Source organism: Shewanella sp. 10N.286.52.A9 (assembly GCF_041468985.1).
Classification (GTDB): domain Bacteria; phylum Pseudomonadota; class Gammaproteobacteria; order Enterobacterales; family Shewanellaceae; genus Shewanella; species Shewanella japonica.
Map to the genome: position 1 here is coordinate 40,676 of NZ_JBFRJQ010000010.1, position 16,771 is coordinate 57,446.

Genomic DNA, 16,771 nt, shown 5'->3' on the forward strand with positions numbered 1-16,771 from the left:
AATGAAATAAGAATGACAGAGAATGGACTCAATATGACCTCAAATCGTACTCAAATGATTGAGCTAATCGAGCAAGACAAAATAGCTGAACATCATCTCAATCAGGCGTTGCAGCTAAGTGGTGTAACGCCTAATACTCAACGCTGGTTTCAATTCGTGAATCAATTACTTGCTTGGTTTGGCGGGTTAGCATTGATGTTTTCTGTGCTGTTTTTTATTGCCTATAACTGGCATGAAATGGGTAGATTCGCCAAATTCATGCTTGTTGAAGTGCTGATTGTTTTATCTGTTATTGGTTATTACTTTTTAGATAAAAAAGCGCGAAAAACTCTGCAAACTGAAGGCTCCGCTTTATCAGAACCCTCCAAGGCACCTTCTTCAATCGTAAGCCAATTTAAAGTCAGCGATACCGTTGCCAAAATCCCTTTGTTAATGGCGTCGATTTTCTTCGGGGTATTACTGGCGTTATTTGGGCAGACATATCAAACAGGTGCCGATCCTTGGCAGTTATTTTTTAATTGGGCATTGCTGATTATTCCTTGGGTCATCATAGGTCGCTTAAGTGCATTGTGGATGGTATGGATAGGCTTACTCAATTTAGCAGTACTACTTTATTTTCTTGAGTTTGGCGGGGTAGGACTTTTTGGGCATAAAGACTTAAATGCGCTCTGGAGCGTCTTTAGTATCAATGCCATAGCATTATTGTGTTGGGAGCTTATGAGCCGCCGATATACTTGGTTAACTGTTCGCTGGGCACCAAGAGTATTAGCGTCAGTCAGTGGTTACAGTATTACTTGGCTGACATTATTGGTTATCGTAGATGCCAATTATATAGGTGTAAGTCGCTATGACTTGAGTGGTGAAAATCTCGTTCCTGTGATTGTGTGGCCAATATGGGTTGGCTTAATGTACATCGCCTATCGACGCTTTCGGCAGGATTTATTTATGCTAGCTGGCACCTTGTTATCGGCCAACATCATTATTATCAGCTTTTTAACGACGCACCTACTAAATGATATTCATGAGTTGGGCTTTTTGTTGATGTCGTTCACCACGATTGGAATGGCGGCGGGGTCGGCAATGTGGCTACGAAATATCAATAAGGAGTGGCAATCATGAAGCAGTCACTCTCTAATACTAATAAGCCAATCCATGGGCTTTGGCAATTACTCATACAGCATCAATTGGTTATGGGGGAAGCGCCAGAAAAACCTGAAATTACATCACCTTGGTTTGTGAAGTTATTACTCGCAATAGCGGGCTGGTTTGCAGCATCATTCTTTTTAGGGTTTGTCGCATTGGGGTTAGAGTTTATCTTCGATGAAGATTTAGGCCCTTACATAATGGGAGCCGTGTTGGTGCTGGTGGCCTATGTATTACTTTTAAAAATTCGAAATGAGTTTTTAGAGCATCTTGCATTAGCGTTGAGTTTTTGCGGGCAAATATTATTGGTATATGGCTTTATTCAACATACTAACGATGATGTTAGTTGGTTAATGGCCACAGTGTTACAGCTTAGTTTACTGTTCATGATGCCGAATGATATTCATCGTTTTTGCTCAGCATTTATTGCAGGGTGCTGTTTGATGGTGACGTTAGCCTTGTTTCACCTGCCGTTTATTGGTGGCGGTGTGGTGCTGATGGTTGCGTGCTGGTTATTATTAAATGAGTTCAATCTATCAAAAAAACCAATGTTTGCCGGGTTATCACGTCATAAACGTCCCATTGCATATGGCTTGTTATTATCACAAGTTTTGCAGTCTAGCTTAATGGCATTTCAATACCATTGGTACAAGGATATCGGCGCTTCGGTCAGTCAAGGGTTTTACACCGCTCCTTGGATGGGGAATGTACTATTGGCATTCGTGTCACTGTATGTGGCGCAAACGATACTGAGTCGTCATCCTGAATTATCCCAAAAACTGCGTTACTGGATATTCGCCGTTATCGTTATTATTTCGGTGCTATCGTTTGAAGCGCCAGGAATTAACGTTGGTATCTTGTTGCTCATTTTAGGTTTTTCAGCCAGTAATTACTTATTAATGGGAGTAGGGATTACCGCTCTACTGAGCTTTATATCTGCTTATTATTACTTTTTACACTACACCCTTTTTGAAAAGTCGATAACCCTCATCGTGATGGGATTAGTCCTGCTAGGTATACGTTGGTTTTTACTTAAATCCAGTTGGCTAAACGGTGCTGAGGCGAGTATCAATAATGTTGTCAAGGAGTCGGCGAGTGAATAAGTTAATCCAATTGTTGAGTCATCATCAGACACGCTTACACAAAACCCTGTTATTTGGCACCTTAGTCATCATATTAGGGTTAGTGAATTGGCAAATTTATCAAAAAGAGCAACATCTTGCTCATGGCACCAAAGTCTATCTTGAGTTAGCTCCTGTTGATCCTCGCTCACTTATGCAGGGGGACTACATGGCGCTGCGGTTTAAAATCGCAGATGATATTCGAGCAGCATTAAAGCATGCTCAAGCGCAATCAATTGAAGCTGCGAAATCCAATCAAGGCGTTTCAGATACACAAAGTCATTCAGTAGCTAGCAGTGAAGAGCAAAACATTGAGATAACAAGTGAACAGTGGCAATCACTCCCCAATAGTGATGGTTATGTCATTGTCAAAATCGATGAAAATCATATCGCCCATTTTCAGGCTATTGCAGATGCTCCAGATGACGGCAAGAGTAATGCAAAAAGCAGCGGTATAAGCAGTGCTGAAGATATCGAGCAAACTCTGAGTTCAAATCCGCTACGGATACAGTATCGAGTGAGGCAAGGGCAAATCAAATTTGCCACCAACGCTTTCTTCTTTCAAGAAGGTCACGCCAGTGTATATGAAGCCGCTGATTACGGTGAGTTTCGAGTTAACAGTAATGGGGAGCCGCTATTAACGGCCATGTATGATGCCGACTTGAAGAAGCTTGAGTATAGAGAGGAAGGCGGCGAGCAAGAAAGTAACAACTGATAATAGATTGAACTTTGTTGATTCAGCTTATTAGTGATCTAGTTGTTTACCGATAGGCGCAGGAAATCGTTGCCTTACTGGTAACCTGCTGATGCTTACTTCGGAAAATTATCTTGAAGATAATGGGCGATTTTATTGGATATCGTCACTAGTTCATCACGAAGCCAAGTATGGGCGGGGTCTTGGTTTTGCTTTTTAAGCCAGATGAGATAATTAGAGACTTTTTTATATTCAAATGGTGGTTGAAACACCTGTAGTTTTAGCTGTTCTTTAAACTGTAACGCTAACGACAGTGGTACGGCGCTGACAAACTCGGTTTGGCTGACCATTAATAAGTTACTGAACAGTGAGCGTCCGTGATATGCGACTTTGCGTTTGGTGAGGTCTAAATTAGTGTAGTGGCTCAGGCTATACAGATGGTTACGAGTTCTTTCCAACACTGCATGGGACTCTTGCATGTATTGTTGCTCTGAAATACTCCCCTTAATTCTCGGGTGGCCCTCTCTGCATATCACCACAAATTCACTATCAAATAATTTTAGGCTCTCAAAGCTTGGATTTTCAGACGGTAAAATATCAATCATCAAATCGAATTTTTGTTGCTGTAATGCTTCGAAAAAGCCTTCGTCATTATCCATTTGATCATAGACTTCTAGCGAGATTTCTTTATTTTCGAGCAGTGAAAACTGCGTTAACAATACCCCTTGTAAATGCTCTGGCGCGGTGATCACGTATCGGCGCTGAGAGGTAGCAGGATCGAATTTTCCAAATGAGGTAAATACGTCATTCAGCTGATGTATCGGATCTTGTATTTGCTGGTACAAGTTAGTGGAGTAACTCGTGGGAATAACCCCTCGTCCCTTTCTGATAAATAATTCTTGCCCAACTTCTTCTTTCAGTCGGCCTAACATGGTGCTCACCGTTGATTGATTGGTGTTCAGATGCTCTGCTGCTTTACTCAAGCTGCCATGTTCCATCACTTTAGAAAACACGGCGAGTAAATTGAAGTTAGGAATATCATTATTCATGTTTTTCAAGCTCTCTCTTTTAACACATCATCACTAACACATCACCAATGATATATCGTAATTACGATATTATGAAATCGTAACAGCTTATATATCAATCATTATGCCTGAATTAATATTTAGTAAAAGGAAAGTTCATTTAAATACAAAAATTGAGGTATCGTATGACTTCTAAGTTGAAAAAGTTCTTACTTCCTGTAGCGATAAGTGCAGCTTTAGTTCCTGTATCTGCCGCCTTTGCTACCCCTACCGTTGAAGCTACATCTACAACAGGCCAAGCATTACAAACTAGCTCTGCTGCTCATTACCAAAATATTAACTTTGATAAACGTTACAACAATGGCGTGTTATTTGAGCATGAATCTAATCTATTCTGGGGTAAAGGCGAGCGCATCAAAGTGCTTTCTACCACAGGTGAAACTCTGGCTTTTGTCGAAGCATCTTCGCATGTTCATGATGCACTAACTAAGCACAGTCGCAAGATGGATCAAGCAATTATCCAAGTCGATGACAACGTCTACCTTGGTTACGGTTTTGGTCTTGATACTCCCGTTATGATTGAAGGTGATGACGGTATTATCATCGTTGATCCCGGTGAGTCAGTGCAAATGGCTGAATCAGTTAAGGCGCAGTTTAGAAAAATCACTGACAAGCCTGTTAAAGCCATCATTTACTCACACAACCATATTGACCATATCTCAGGTGTTCGTGCTTGGGCGACTGACGAACAAGTCGACTCTGGTGAAATACTCATTATTGCACAGGAAGGCTTAACGGCTGCTGTGGCTAACTGGTCTTCAAACCTAGGTACATTGTTTGGGCACAGAACATCTTACACCGGTGCTAAGCACGTTGAAGAAGGTGAACACGGTACCGTGAACGATGGTTTAGGTCCTCGCTTTATGCAAGGCGATATTTCATTTATTGAGCCAAACCTCACCTTAAAAGATCGCTTAGACATCACCATTGCAGGTGTTGAACTGCAAATTGTCAATGTGCCATCAGAAACCAAAGATGAGGTGGTTGTTTACTTACCTAAGCAAAAAATCCTTCACGCAGCTGAAGTATTACAAGGTGAGAACTTCCCTAACTTGCACACCATTCGTGGTACTAAATTCCGCGACCCAGCAATGTGGTTCAAGGGCATCGATGTTATGCGCAAGTTTGACACCGAAGTGATGATTAACTCTCACGGTCGCCCTGTTGAAGGTAAAGCCGCGGTAGAAAATGTATTAACCGCTTATCGTGATGCGATTCAGTACACCCATGACCAATCTATTCGCTACATGAATAAAGGCATGACACCTGATGAGTTGGTTGAGGTGGTTAAGTTACCTAAGCATTTAGCTGAGCACCCTTGGTTAGGTGAGCACTACGGCACCGTTGCTCATGCTGTTCGTCAGATTTACGTGGGATATGTTGGCTTTTTTGAAGCAGATCCATGGCAACTAGAGCCTATGGCATATGAGCAACGTGCTAAAGCATTTGTTGAGCTAATGGGCGGTCGTGACAACATTATTAACACGGCGAAAGCGGCGATTAAAGCTGAAAACTACACCTTTGCAGCTGAAATCCTGTCATACCCAATCACAGTGAATAAGCAAGATACTGAAGCACGTGAGTTAAAGGCGCAAGCCTATAAAACCTGGTCGGCTAATCAAGTCAATATTAACTGGCGTAACTGGGGACTGAATGCCGCTGCGGAATTAGAAGGCACACGTGACTTCTCTAACATGATTAGCTTTGCATCAGTTGACGTGCTTACTGCACTTCCAAGCGAACAGATCTTTGACATGATGACAGCCACGCTTATCGCTGAAAAAACGCTCGATGTTGAAATGGCGATGACATACAACTTTGCTGACACCAAAGAGTCAATCACCATTGAAATTCGTAATGGTATTGCTCAGTTACATACGCAGCCATATGTCGATGCGGATATTCAAATTAACACTACACGCGCTGTGTTAAATCAAATCTTGATTGCTGGCCCTAATTCACAGCAGGTAATTGGTGAGAGTTTAGCTTCAGGTAAGTTCAGTTTTGCCAATGGTGATGTGCAAGCCTTTGGATTATTCATGAGCTACTTTGATAAGCCAATGACACCTCAAGAGCTTCAATTAATCGTTCGATAATTCGTTAACACCACAAGGGACTAAGTGACAAAAGCTTAGTCCCTCAGAGTTTGGAGTGATCATTATGTCTCGTCTTTTATTTTTGCTTCTATGTGGGATGCCACTTTACGTTAATGCTTGCGGAGTACATCAAGATGCAGGATTTAGCTTTGTATCTGAACCGGGCTCGCTACCGATATTTGAACGCATTATTCATGAAAGGCAACATGGCACGTTCAGTAACCTGGATAAGCCTGAACATTTCAAACTCTACTCGTTCACCAATGCGTTATCTAAAAGCGATCAACAAATGTCATTTAGCCTGTTTGAAGCCGTTAAAGGACATTATAGCGAAATACTATTTTCTGAAATGATTGTTGTGCAAGAGCGGGCGTCAATGCCGTCGTCTAGCGACCTGTTACTCATTTCCGAGTTAGACGTACTCGATGCATTGGCTAGCAAACAACTGAGCTGGCCAGATGCAAAAAGTCAGGGTTTAGTTCGCATCAATGGACTGCCACAAGACATTGCCATGCTCGATAAATGGTTCTCTGACCTGTTTCCATCAGATCGCGTTAATTAGGGTCTGTCGATCTTTCAAGATTGTTTTTGCAGCAACTTGTTGAAAATTTATACAAGGCGACGACTTTGATGTGTGGTTATTCCACATGATAAGTCGTTAACGCAGTAGAAATGACAACAAGTGCTGCCTGTAAGGTTCGTTTAAAAGGACTTTTCTCTTTGTTGCGAGCGAGTTGGTTTAGATGACTAGACGTCATCGCTCACGCCGCGATTAAAGTGCTTTTAATTCGAACAAATTCTAATCAGCAAAGATCAACAGACCCTAATATCCAATCACATTTTTGAGGAATGTTATGAACGTATTCAAAACCGTTTTATCCAAAATAGGCACGATTTTATTAGTGCTTATCAAGTTCATCTCCTTTATGGCATTGATGTTATTCGGTGCCTACTTACTCGCTCCAATGGGCGAGGTGAATTCTAAAGATATCGATATGAGTCTTTTCACCAATACCCCAAACGAAACCATGATGCTCATTTTCAATTCAGAGTATTTCAGTGGTTATTTGTTCTCGGTCACCATCGCGTTGGTGGTCTTTGTTTTATACCTACTTTGGACAGTGCATGAACTTGCCGTTCATCGTGCAGAAGAAAAGCGCAGCTCACATGTCCAATTGGTGTTTGCATTGTCTTTATGTGGCCTGTTTATTCACAAGGCGTGGTGGGTATTAGCAATCATTATTGCCTTTGCAAATTGGGCTCACATCGGCGAATCGCTGAGTGGTGTGTTACGCAATAGTCGTAACAAGATTGATGAGTTGAAATCCCCCAATGATGCGATTAAAAAAGTAGAGGAGTAATACAATGAAAGAAGTCATGATTCCTTATATTTTGCTGATGTGGATCTTAGTATCGACAGGGGCAATAAAGTGGACATTACGTAGCGGTTTTTGGATTGTGTCTGGCGGGGTATTTATTCTTGTTGTACTAGGGATATTGTCTCGACTTTGGGCTCCGGTCGATCTTACTTATTCTTCGACCATTAAAGCGCCACATGCAGTGTTATCTCCTTTGCTAGGTGAAGAGATTGAGCAAATTCATGTCGGGCACAACCAAACCGTTAAACAAGGTGAGGTGATTTATACCTTGGTTGATACTAAGTCAAAAGCGGATGTCGAAAAAATCAAAGCATCGATTGTCACCAATGAAGAAGATATCGCGCAAATTGATCGCGACTTAGCACGTGCGAAAGCGTCACCTGATATCTTTAAAAAGCGTGATGTTGAGTATTACCGCTCACAACGTCGTATTGCAGAAGCTGCACTGAGTTCACTGCATGCAGACTTAGATAAAACCCATTTTGAACAGAACCGCAAAACGGTGCGAGCACAGTTTGACGGTCAAGTTGCGGTGGTCAATGTCGCTGATGGTAGCCGTATCGGTAATATGCATATCTACGATACCAGCCGAAAATTCTTGGAAATGCGCATTCCTGATCAAACATATAGATATGTTGAGAAAGGACAGTTTTCAGAGTTTTATGTGGATGCTTACCCTGGTGAAGTCTTCCGTGCACGTGTTCACAGTATTACCACAGGCACAGGTGAAGCATCGATTTCACCAATGCAAGGCCCGCAAAGTGTGCGTCAACATGTTGGCTCAAATACCAGCAGCCATGGTCGTACTGTCGTGCTAGAAATATTTGAACCAGAAGGCAAGGTTATTCCGATTGGTGCGACAGGCTCAGCTTGGATTGCAGCCAATAAGCCACACCCATTTTTCGGTTTCATCGATGTGATTGGCGCCGCAACGGTTCGTCTTCACTCTTACAAGTCTTACCTAAACGCAATCTAACGTGATTAAGTTGCCTCACTGATAGCTGGGGCGGCTCTTGTTAATTGTTAAGATGATTATTAAGGTGTTATATGAAAACTACATTATCCCTGCTGCTTATATCTTTGCTCGTCGCAAACAATGCCTTGGCAGGCGCATACATGTTCCCAGAACTTGGGGGAGCAAACATCAGTACCGCTGGTGCGGGTGCACAGGCCGTCGCAGAAGGCGCTGAAACTGCTTATGCAAACTCGGCAGCAATGACCAAAATGAGCGAGCCAACCATTGCATTTAATGTGCAAGGCATGGTGTCAGATATTCAATTTACCGATACAGGTTCGGATGGATTATTTGCTGGTGGTGAATCAAGTACACAGGCAGGTAGCGCCATGCCTGCGGGATCGGTTTACTATGTTGCGCCACTTAATGATAAGTGGAGTGCTGGTATTGCGTTAGTGTCTGCAGGTGGGTCGGTGATTGACTATGGCGCTGACTTTTCTGGCGCTATCTTATTGCAAGATGCCATGCTTATCACAGCGCAATTAAATCCAAGTATCGCGTATAAAGTGAATGATAATTTGTCCTTGGGTGTTGGGGCCGTCGCCGAATATGGCATGCTCGAACAACGATTTGCAGGAACCGATAAATTTCAAATTGAAGCCACAGGCAGCAGCCTTGAATTTGGTTATACAGCAAGTGCTTTATACGAGTTTAATGACAAGCATCGTGTGGGATTTTCGTACCGTTCTGAAATTGAACACGACATGGACGGCGACTTAACTCTGTCTAACCAAGGGGTTGATTCAAGCGTCGGTATCATCATGCCAGCTAACGCCACAATGAGCGGTTTTCATCAGCTGACTGATAAAGCGAGCTTGTTATGGAGCTTAGGCTGGATGCAATTTAGCAGTGTTGAGACGACAAATATTACGTTAGATTCTGGCGTATTCGACATTCAACGTCAGTGGGAAGATACAGTCACCGCCAGTATCGGTGGTTATTATCGGCTTAATGAGCAATGGCGTCTTGAGGGCGGGGTGTCTTATGAAACGTCACCACAAGATGATCCCACCATGCAATATCCTGATGTGCCAACGGGCGAACTTTGGAAGTATGCCGTAGGTGCCACGTATGAGATGAATCATCATTGGCGCTTTAATGTGTACTATGAGTACCTTGATGTTGGTCAACCGAGTATTGAATATGCGTTAGCGGATTCAACATTACGTGGTGAATATAATGCCAATATTCACTTCTTTGGAGTGATGACTAACTATCGTTTTTAGCAGTGGGTCAATCGCCAGATGATTAATATGTGTTCAACCCCTTTTTGGCCGAAAATGCCGTTTACAAGCATTTTGCACATTAAGGGGCTGAACGTATATTGTTGAAGTGTAAGTATGACTTCATGTACTAAAGTACTTAAAAAGCTAAATGCGCCAAAGCATTAATGCTTTATGCCATGACTGTCCTCACCGATTAATATCAAACTAGGGTTGTCAGCATAATCAGGGTGTTGTTGCCAATTACTGCTATCGATAATCCATGGTTGTAAACAGGCTCTATCGGTCACACAGGGATCGGTTTGTGCCTCCATAAATTCAACGACTTTATCGGATTGCTCAATATTGATATCGATTTCTGGCGCTGGTGAATGGGAAGTTGATTCATCAAAGCTTTGACGGAACAAGAAGCGTGTATTTTCAAATGCGTATGGGTTCATATTGTAGTAAACCTGCTCACAGCTTTCACCATACTTGTTCATTAAATCGACTACAGAGGTTAGCTGGCAATAATCGGCATTATTGAGCTCATTAAATTGTGAGTCGGCATTGAGTATTGAGCTAATGCCTAACAGGTCATTCATGGCGCCACCAGGATTACCATAAACATCCATGACTTGAGCTAACGTAGATAGAGCGCCGTTATGCATATATGGTCCAGTTACCGCAATGTTCAGTAATGGCGAGGTGCGAAAATGATAAGCATCGCCTATATCACCTGTAATATTTTGGCGTCCAAAATCGCTGTCGATGACAAACTGATTACTGTCACCATTACCCGGGCCAACTTGGCCTAGACCGATGGCGTGGAATTTACCGTCAGTAAACGCATCTCCAGTATGGCATTGGCTGCAAGCTGCGCCACCTTCGTCACCTGCTGTCATGAACAATACTGCACCGACTTTTTGATTAAAGCTGAGACTATCGATGTTGTTATTGGCTTCACCACGCAGCGCTGCGACATACTCTTTCCATGGGTTGTTTGCAAAGACCATTGACTCTTCAAAGGCGGCCAGAGCTTCAGCAATACGATCAAATGTCACCGTGTTATTGCCATAGGCCGCTAGGAATAGTGCTTCCCATTCTGCATGACCTTCAAAGCGAGCTGCTAACATTGAGCGATATGCTTGATGACTGTCACCTAGCGGCTCGTCGCCACGCATTTCGTTATGAGTAATAGTGGGGAAACGAGATTGCGCATTGGCCAATGATGCACCTAACGGGATGCTACTATCTGCGCTGCTGAAGTTAGCGGAGTCAGGGGTGATGATGCCTGCATCAGTACCACGGGCATTCGGTGTACCGCTGATACTCTCGATACGGCCATCCCAAAACAGCCCTCGATCTAGCAGACCTAGATTAAACACGGTTGGCGCATTGCGACCTATCACAGGGTAACCCGCAAGTTCATCACTATCACTGCCGTTAAAGTATCGACCTGAACCGAGTAAGTTAGGCGCAAAGTCGTGAAATACATCAACGGCATCATATCCCACAGGCCATGATAAATTGTCACCACCACCGAGCGCTGGATGATGACAAGAGGCGCAGGCTGTATCGTATTCACCGCTTAATCGTTTTGAATAAAACAGCGCTTTACCTAACTGGGCTTTAGCATCATTAATATCAGGTAAATTGCGACCAGTTGTAGGATCACCCGTTAATCCTTGCTCATTAATAAGCACTTGAGCATGCACATCTACTGGCGCAACATCACCTTCGATAGTACCTAAACCGTCATCAAAGGTTATCGCCTCGCCATCTTGAATATCAATAGCTGCCAGTTGCGAGTCTGACGTACCAGCCCGCACTACTCTGACTAACATGTTATCACTTCGCCCTTTAAACCAATTTAACCCTGTTTTGAAATTGATAAACCATGAGTCTTGTGAGAACTCGATCATAGGCGACGAGCTCCAGGTGTAATCATTGGTGGTTGAAGGGAAAATGGTGAGGTTAATGGCAGGGGAGACAGTGCTAAAATCTATCAGTGAAAATAGCTCTTTATTATTAGGTAAACGCCAATCGCTGTAGCCTGCCAGTTGAGTATTTTGTGCGTATTCAAGTGCTAGGCCCCAGTCCATCGCTTCTGCTGAGCCATTATCGCAGTTAAGCCCATTAAGGCCAGCAACACATTGTGCCCACATTAGGCCAGTGGCTAAATCGGTAACGGTACCGTCATCATGTACGGTGTAACGTTCATCTAGGGTTTGCTGCGCACTATTGGTGGTGGCGATAGGGTCAATCACTCGCACTAAACGTAATGCTGCTGGCTGGTAACGCTGAATATTTTTGTTATTGCCGAATACGAATTGAAACGCCCATGCATAAAACGCTTGATGTTCGCCGTAATAAGGCATTGAGCTCCAGTAAAACTCGCTAACCGTATTGGGAAAATATTGCCCGTCAATTTTAGACGCAAGATTGCCATTGCTATCGGTAAAGGTGGAACCGAAATGGGCAATTGACATTAACTGATGATTACTCGGTACTCGCCAGTCACTGTAGCCACAAAGGTTAGCTTCATTGGTGCCAATGATTAAGCTGTTCCAATCATCATAGTAATCTCCTTGACGTTCGGGCTGCTCTCTTTCGAGCGCAGTTAATCCTCCCCAGCGGTAGGTTTTATTGGCATCGTGAATGCCACCATCCTGAGTTTTTACCTCCCACATTAAGCCTGTGCGATTATCCCTAACACATGCCCAAGGTGCGGTTTGATAGTCACCACTGCCGTTATATTCAGTGCCATCTGCATTGATACGGGTAAAATCAAAACCGCTTTGACTCGTACTAGCACTTCGGCCTTGATTACAATCTTGAGCGAGCGTTGTGTTATCACTTGCAGTGAGTGTCGTACTGCAGTCAAAACCATTTCGGTTGTAGTCTGCACCAAAGGTAATGCCGGTATCGTTAAGGGCTGCCGTACCGAGATTGAAACTCACTGGGGGTGTTTCACCGTCTTCGCCGCTACCGTCATCATCTTCACCGGTGCCTGAGTCGCCGTCGTCTCCATCATCACCATTATCATCACTATCATCATCGCCGCCAGAATCTCCGCCAGAATCGATGGGGGTTTCGCCAATGTCTGTTTCGTCTTGATGGCTATCCGTGCTATCGCCGCCGCAACCCAATAACATGAGACTGATTAACATTGAGCAAAGTATACGCAGCGTGTGGTTTGTTTTTAGTTTAATTATCACTGTGCTTCCCTTATGAGTTGTTCATACAGGGGTAGCATAATTAACCAAAGATGAGCAGAAGATGAGCGAGTGTTATTTTCCGTAGTTAAGTGACATGTGTAATTGCGCTTCATAAAGCTTGGCGTGCAACTCAAGCGATAGCGCTTGGGCAGCACTATGGGCAATAGATAGGCCTAAACCGACATGTTGGTTATCCGTTCTTGCTTTGTCTTTTCGCCAGAGGCGATCAAACATGGTTGTTAAGTCATCTTGATTGAGATGAGGTGCATGGTTGCTGACTCGAATGACTGATTGTTGGCTTACACTGTCAATGATGACGTCACTATTGACCGGGGCATAGGCGATGGCATTGCTGATTAAATTTGAAAAAATAACGCGCAGTAAGCGAGGATCACTCACTATGTATTGATCTTGAATGACTAATTGACTGATGGTGATATTTCGCTGCTGTATTTGGTTGGTCTGCAATGATAAACACTCTTCAATAAGCGTGGTTATATTGACTTGTTCCAGTAATGTTTCAGCGCTTGAGTTTTCGATTCGTGCTAACGACAGCAAGCTATCAATGGTTTGCTGTAATTGAGCTGATGACTCAGCAATATACTGAAAATCTTCAGATGAGGATTGCTCTGGCCATTTCAAAGCAACCTCGCTGGTGGTTCGCATTGCGGCCAATGGGGTGCGTAGCTCGTGGGCTAAGTCATTATTAAATTGACGTTCTCTGGCAAAGCTTTGTTCTAGCCTTGCGAGCAGTTGGTTAAGCCTGTCGACTAATGGGCTGATCTCAGAAGGGACATTGGTTGCAATTAGTCGATTGTGCAACGAACCCGCTTCGACTTTTGCAACCTGTTCAGACAAGTTCTGTATTGGCGTTAATGCTTTACGAATAGCAAATACCAACATGACTGATAATAAGGTGCAAAAAAATAACCCGCCAGCAATCAATTGCAGTGCATATGTGGACAACTGTTGATTTATCTCTTCTCGATTTATGGCCACTGATATGTTTGCTGCTGGTTTTCTTAGGCCACCTTGAACGGTAAATGAATACATACGAATAGCATCGCCGTTACTTAACTGACTGTTATATTCGACATCATCTGAATGAATGGTTTGTTGTAAACTGCTGGGGGCAGGCAGGTGATTATCACCAAGACTGATGGACTTACGCAGTGTTTGACCTTGTTTGTCCCAAGATTGTAGATAGTAATTGCTATTTTCATTGTCGAGTTTTGACATGATATTAGCGCTAAAATCTTGATTTAACGCCGCAGGTGGAGTGAACCGGTTAGGCGGTCTTTTAAGCGTGAGTTTTATGATGCGAGCAAATTCATTCAACTCATTAGTGAGGCTGGCATTCAATCGACGCTGCTCAGAAAGGTACAGAGCAGATATCGCTAATATGGCGATGATCACAAAGCAGGGAACTAGCCAAAATAGTAACTTGGCGCGAATGCTGGTCATGGTTTTTCTGCACTGATCATGTAGCCCATTCCTCGACGAGTGTGGATAAGCGGGGCGCTGTTGCTTGATACACTAATCGCTTTTCGTAAGGCGCAGACAGCGGTATCGACCACATTGCTGCTAGGTGAGACTTGTTCGTCATAGATATGTTGTTCTATTTGAGTTCGAGAAATAACCTTATTGGTGTTCAGCATCAAATATTCCAATAAAGCAAATAACTGCGATGGTAATGATATCGATTGTTGTGCTCGCATTACGGTTTTCGCTGAGCGGTCCAATTCCAAATCGGCGACAACAAGTTTTGGCGAGCGGTTTTGGTATTTACGCCTTGCTAGGGCCTCGACACGTGCGATGAGCTCTTCAATGGCAAAGGATTTGACTAAGTAATCATCGGCGCCCAAGCGCAAACCTGCAACACGATCTTCAATGGCGTCTTTAGCGGTAAGGAATAAAACCGGAGATTCATTATTGGCTTCGCGTAACTGCTTTAATACGTCTCGGCCATCTAAACTTGGCAGCATAATATCGAGAATAATGACATCATAATCGTGCTCAAGCGCCATCCATAAACCTTCTTGGCCATCACCTGTGGCATCAACGGCAAAACCCGATGCTTTAAGCGCTTTGATCACAGGTCGACGTAAGGCTTCTGAGTCCTCGACCAATAATAATTTCATATTACATTCTCTTATTGATGAAAGTGACATTAATGAAGTCAATCACTTAGGTCTTTACCGTTACCACAATGTTCGAGCAGGGGTGATTATAATCAATATACTAAAGGTAACATGAGCAGAAGGTGAACACGGAATAATCTTACTTAAATTACTCTATATCCTTAGCCTATTTAGGTTGTGAGAGCCCTCACTGTTGTTGAAGAAGGGATTTGCTCGGCAACCTTACCATCACTGCTGTGTTAGGTGATGTGTAAGGTTTGTTGAAGTGAGTGCTAACTGAAATTATTTATTTCTGAAATTAGTTTCAACTTGATCAAGTCTAAAGGTGAAATCTAATAAATGTTTATGCATTTCTGCTTTTGCTAATTCTTCATCATTTGCGATGACAGCTTTAACAATAGGATCATGTAAACCAGCAGGGTGCATTTCATCATGGTCTGGTTCGAACTCTTGTGCGGTATTACTGATCACTTTGAGTAAGGATTTCACAATAGCCGCTAAGAAGCGGTTGTTGGACATGTCAGCTAGCAGGTAGTGCACATTTTGGCGTAATTTGACTGTTTCTTCATAACTAAGTATTTGGGTTTCATTAGCACAGGCTTCAAGCAGTTTTTCAGCCATTTCAGGGGTACAATTTTTGGCCGCTAAACCCGCCACCATTGGCTCAATCATTTGTCTGGCATTACACACTTCTGAAAAAGACATTTGATCCATCAGAAAAAGTTCTTGGCACACATTGATTAAACGCTCGAAGGTGATGCTTTTAACAAATGCGCCGCCCATAGCGCCTTGTTTGATTTCAACAAGCCCGCTTGCTTCTAATCCTCTGATAGCTTCACGAACAACGGTGCGACTGACTTGAAAAGATTCTACAAGCTCTCGTTCAGAGGGTAACTTGTCACCAGCGATATATTTTCCTTGAAATATGGCATCTTTAAGCTGATTACTTATTTCATTTGACGCTTTAAGTTGTTTGACTGGCTTAAAATCCATCACACATTTTTCCTGAAGTTTACTATGGCAATTATCATAGCATGGGCGATAGGCCATCGCCTCAGGATATCGTGTTGGTTTTGGGGTAAATTGGCAAAAAAACTGATCTGCTTGGTGTTTTTAAGTCTATGTTTCTTCTATAAACATGGGAGATCTTTTGGCTTTTTTTTCTTCTTGCTTTGTTACGAAAAGGATAATTTCGGATACTTGACCAGGTTGCTAGAAGCGAATTTTTTGCTCCATTTTAGTTAAGGATAATGCGATGTAAAAATACACCTTTTATTTTTAAGCCTTTGATAAATAGTAAGTATGACCCTGTTTTTAATAGGTAAAACACTTGTTGTAATGCTCCTTTCTCACTGCCCCCATCATCTTGCCTAATACGTATATTAGCCTTTTACAACCTTGTTACTTAATGGATCACAAAATAACTTTTTTTTGAGATCGACCGCATAAATGTCACCTTAGATCCTTTTGGTTAAATGTTATATGTCATACATTAGCCCTAAAGGGGTGGGACATAGCAAATTTCGTTTCTATCAAAGTGCGGCTTACTCCTTTTCTGACGCAAACACACTAACCCTACTTTGATAAGTAAGTAGCCTTTGCTGTTTTGACAGAGTTCATTGTTGCTGGTGGCAGCGTGGAGCTTCTCATTTACGGCGAATGCAAATGGAG

The 16,771-nt window shown here is 42.9% G+C and carries 13 protein-coding genes; 8 read left to right on the forward strand and 5 right to left on the reverse strand.

Annotated features, from left to right (window positions below; translation table 11 throughout):
- Positions 1-33 precede the first annotated feature (33 nt).
- The 3 genes from AB4128_RS09180 to AB4128_RS09190 are packed head-to-tail and all read left to right on the forward strand — an operon-like array spanning position 34 to position 2,979.
- Positions 34-1,119 (forward strand): DUF2157 domain-containing protein, encoded by a 1,086-nt coding sequence (locus AB4128_RS09180; protein ID WP_372037499.1) that lies wholly within the window; start codon positions 34-36, stop codon positions 1,117-1,119.
- Positions 1,116-2,246, forward strand: coding sequence for a DUF4401 domain-containing protein (locus AB4128_RS09185; RefSeq protein ID WP_372037501.1), 1,131 nt, complete (start codon positions 1,116-1,118; stop codon positions 2,244-2,246). The genes AB4128_RS09180 and AB4128_RS09185 overlap by 4 nt, the downstream gene beginning before the upstream one ends.
- Positions 2,239-2,979: a GDYXXLXY domain-containing protein gene (locus AB4128_RS09190; protein ID WP_372037502.1), complete on the forward strand. Its 741-nt coding sequence runs from the start codon at positions 2,239-2,241 to the stop codon at positions 2,977-2,979. Before AB4128_RS09185 ends, AB4128_RS09190 begins: the two co-directional genes overlap by 8 nt.
- A 95-nt stretch (positions 2,980-3,074) precedes the next feature.
- Here AB4128_RS09190 and AB4128_RS09195 read toward each other — a convergent pair whose 3' ends face one another.
- The gene (locus tag AB4128_RS09195) at positions 3,075-4,007 is read right to left on the reverse strand and encodes a LysR family transcriptional regulator (protein ID WP_055025574.1); all 933 of its coding nucleotides are present in this window, start codon (positions 4,005-4,007) and stop codon (positions 3,075-3,077) included.
- 164 nt (positions 4,008-4,171) lie between these two features.
- Between AB4128_RS09195 and AB4128_RS09200 the strand changes: the two genes are divergently transcribed.
- The 5 genes from AB4128_RS09200 (at position 4,172) to AB4128_RS09220 (ending at position 9,762) form a co-directional block, all read left to right on the forward strand.
- Positions 4,172-6,142 carry an alkyl sulfatase dimerization domain-containing protein gene (locus AB4128_RS09200; protein ID WP_372037503.1) on the forward strand — a complete coding sequence of 657 codons (1,971 nt, stop codon included), beginning with the start codon at positions 4,172-4,174 and terminating at the stop codon, positions 6,140-6,142.
- Positions 6,143-6,206: 64 nt separating this feature from the next.
- Positions 6,207-6,704 carry a hypothetical protein gene (locus AB4128_RS09205; protein WP_055025573.1) on the forward strand — a complete coding sequence of 166 codons (498 nt, stop codon included), beginning with the start codon at positions 6,207-6,209 and terminating at the stop codon, positions 6,702-6,704.
- A gap of 292 nt (positions 6,705-6,996) precedes the next feature.
- Entirely contained in the window at positions 6,997-7,503 is a 507-nt protein-coding gene (locus AB4128_RS09210; protein WP_055025572.1) for a hypothetical protein, read from the forward strand.
- A 4-nt stretch (positions 7,504-7,507) separates the two neighbouring features.
- Positions 7,508-8,497: an efflux RND transporter periplasmic adaptor subunit gene (locus tag AB4128_RS09215; RefSeq protein ID WP_282167181.1), complete on the forward strand. Its 990-nt coding sequence runs from the start codon at positions 7,508-7,510 to the stop codon at positions 8,495-8,497.
- Positions 8,498-8,568: 71 nt separating this feature from the next.
- Positions 8,569-9,762: an OmpP1/FadL family transporter gene (locus AB4128_RS09220; protein WP_372037504.1), complete on the forward strand. Its 1,194-nt coding sequence runs from the start codon at positions 8,569-8,571 to the stop codon at positions 9,760-9,762.
- A 161-nt stretch (positions 9,763-9,923) separates the two neighbouring features.
- On the opposite strand, the gene AB4128_RS09225 is transcribed toward AB4128_RS09220, so the two are convergent.
- The 4 genes from AB4128_RS09225 to AB4128_RS09240 form a co-directional block, all read right to left on the reverse strand.
- Positions 9,924-12,959, reverse strand: coding sequence for a DUF1566 domain-containing protein (locus AB4128_RS09225; RefSeq protein ID WP_372037505.1), 3,036 nt, complete (start codon positions 12,957-12,959; stop codon positions 9,924-9,926).
- Between the two features lie 72 nt (positions 12,960-13,031).
- Complete coding sequence (locus AB4128_RS09230; RefSeq protein ID WP_372037506.1) at positions 13,032-14,423, reverse strand: sensor histidine kinase; 1,392 nt, start codon at positions 14,421-14,423, stop codon at positions 13,032-13,034.
- The gene (locus AB4128_RS09235; protein ID WP_055025567.1) at positions 14,420-15,100 is read right to left on the reverse strand and encodes a response regulator transcription factor; all 681 of its coding nucleotides are present in this window, start codon (positions 15,098-15,100) and stop codon (positions 14,420-14,422) included. The genes AB4128_RS09230 and AB4128_RS09235 overlap by 4 nt, the downstream gene beginning before the upstream one ends.
- 282 nt (positions 15,101-15,382) lie before the next feature.
- The gene (locus tag AB4128_RS09240) at positions 15,383-16,093 is read right to left on the reverse strand and encodes a FadR/GntR family transcriptional regulator (protein WP_055025566.1); all 711 of its coding nucleotides are present in this window, start codon (positions 16,091-16,093) and stop codon (positions 15,383-15,385) included.
- Positions 16,094-16,771 lie beyond the last annotated feature (678 nt).

Excerpts from the sequence above, each read along its gene's own strand:
- AB4128_RS09195 (WP_055025574.1), bottom strand. The coding sequence starts at position 4,007 with ATGAATAATGATATTCCTAACTTCAATTTACTCGCCGTGTTTTCTAAA.
- AB4128_RS09220 (WP_372037504.1), top strand. The coding sequence starts at position 8,569 with ATGAAAACTACATTATCCCTGCTGCTTATATCTTTGCTCGTCGCAAAC.
- AB4128_RS09180 (WP_372037499.1), top strand. The coding sequence starts at position 34 with ATGACCTCAAATCGTACTCAAATGATTGAGCTAATCGAGCAAGACAAA.
- AB4128_RS09230 (WP_372037506.1), bottom strand. The coding sequence starts at position 14,423 with ATGACCAGCATTCGCGCCAAGTTACTATTTTGGCTAGTTCCCTGCTTT.
- AB4128_RS09210 (WP_055025572.1), top strand. The coding sequence starts at position 6,997 with ATGAACGTATTCAAAACCGTTTTATCCAAAATAGGCACGATTTTATTA.
- AB4128_RS09215 (WP_282167181.1), top strand. The coding sequence starts at position 7,508 with ATGAAAGAAGTCATGATTCCTTATATTTTGCTGATGTGGATCTTAGTA.
- AB4128_RS09235 (WP_055025567.1), bottom strand. The coding sequence starts at position 15,100 with ATGAAATTATTATTGGTCGAGGACTCAGAAGCCTTACGTCGACCTGTG.
- AB4128_RS09200 (WP_372037503.1), top strand. The coding sequence starts at position 4,172 with ATGACTTCTAAGTTGAAAAAGTTCTTACTTCCTGTAGCGATAAGTGCA.
- AB4128_RS09185 (WP_372037501.1), top strand. The coding sequence starts at position 1,116 with ATGAAGCAGTCACTCTCTAATACTAATAAGCCAATCCATGGGCTTTGG.
- AB4128_RS09205 (WP_055025573.1), top strand. The coding sequence starts at position 6,207 with ATGTCTCGTCTTTTATTTTTGCTTCTATGTGGGATGCCACTTTACGTT.
- AB4128_RS09240 (WP_055025566.1), bottom strand. The coding sequence starts at position 16,093 with ATGGATTTTAAGCCAGTCAAACAACTTAAAGCGTCAAATGAAATAAGT.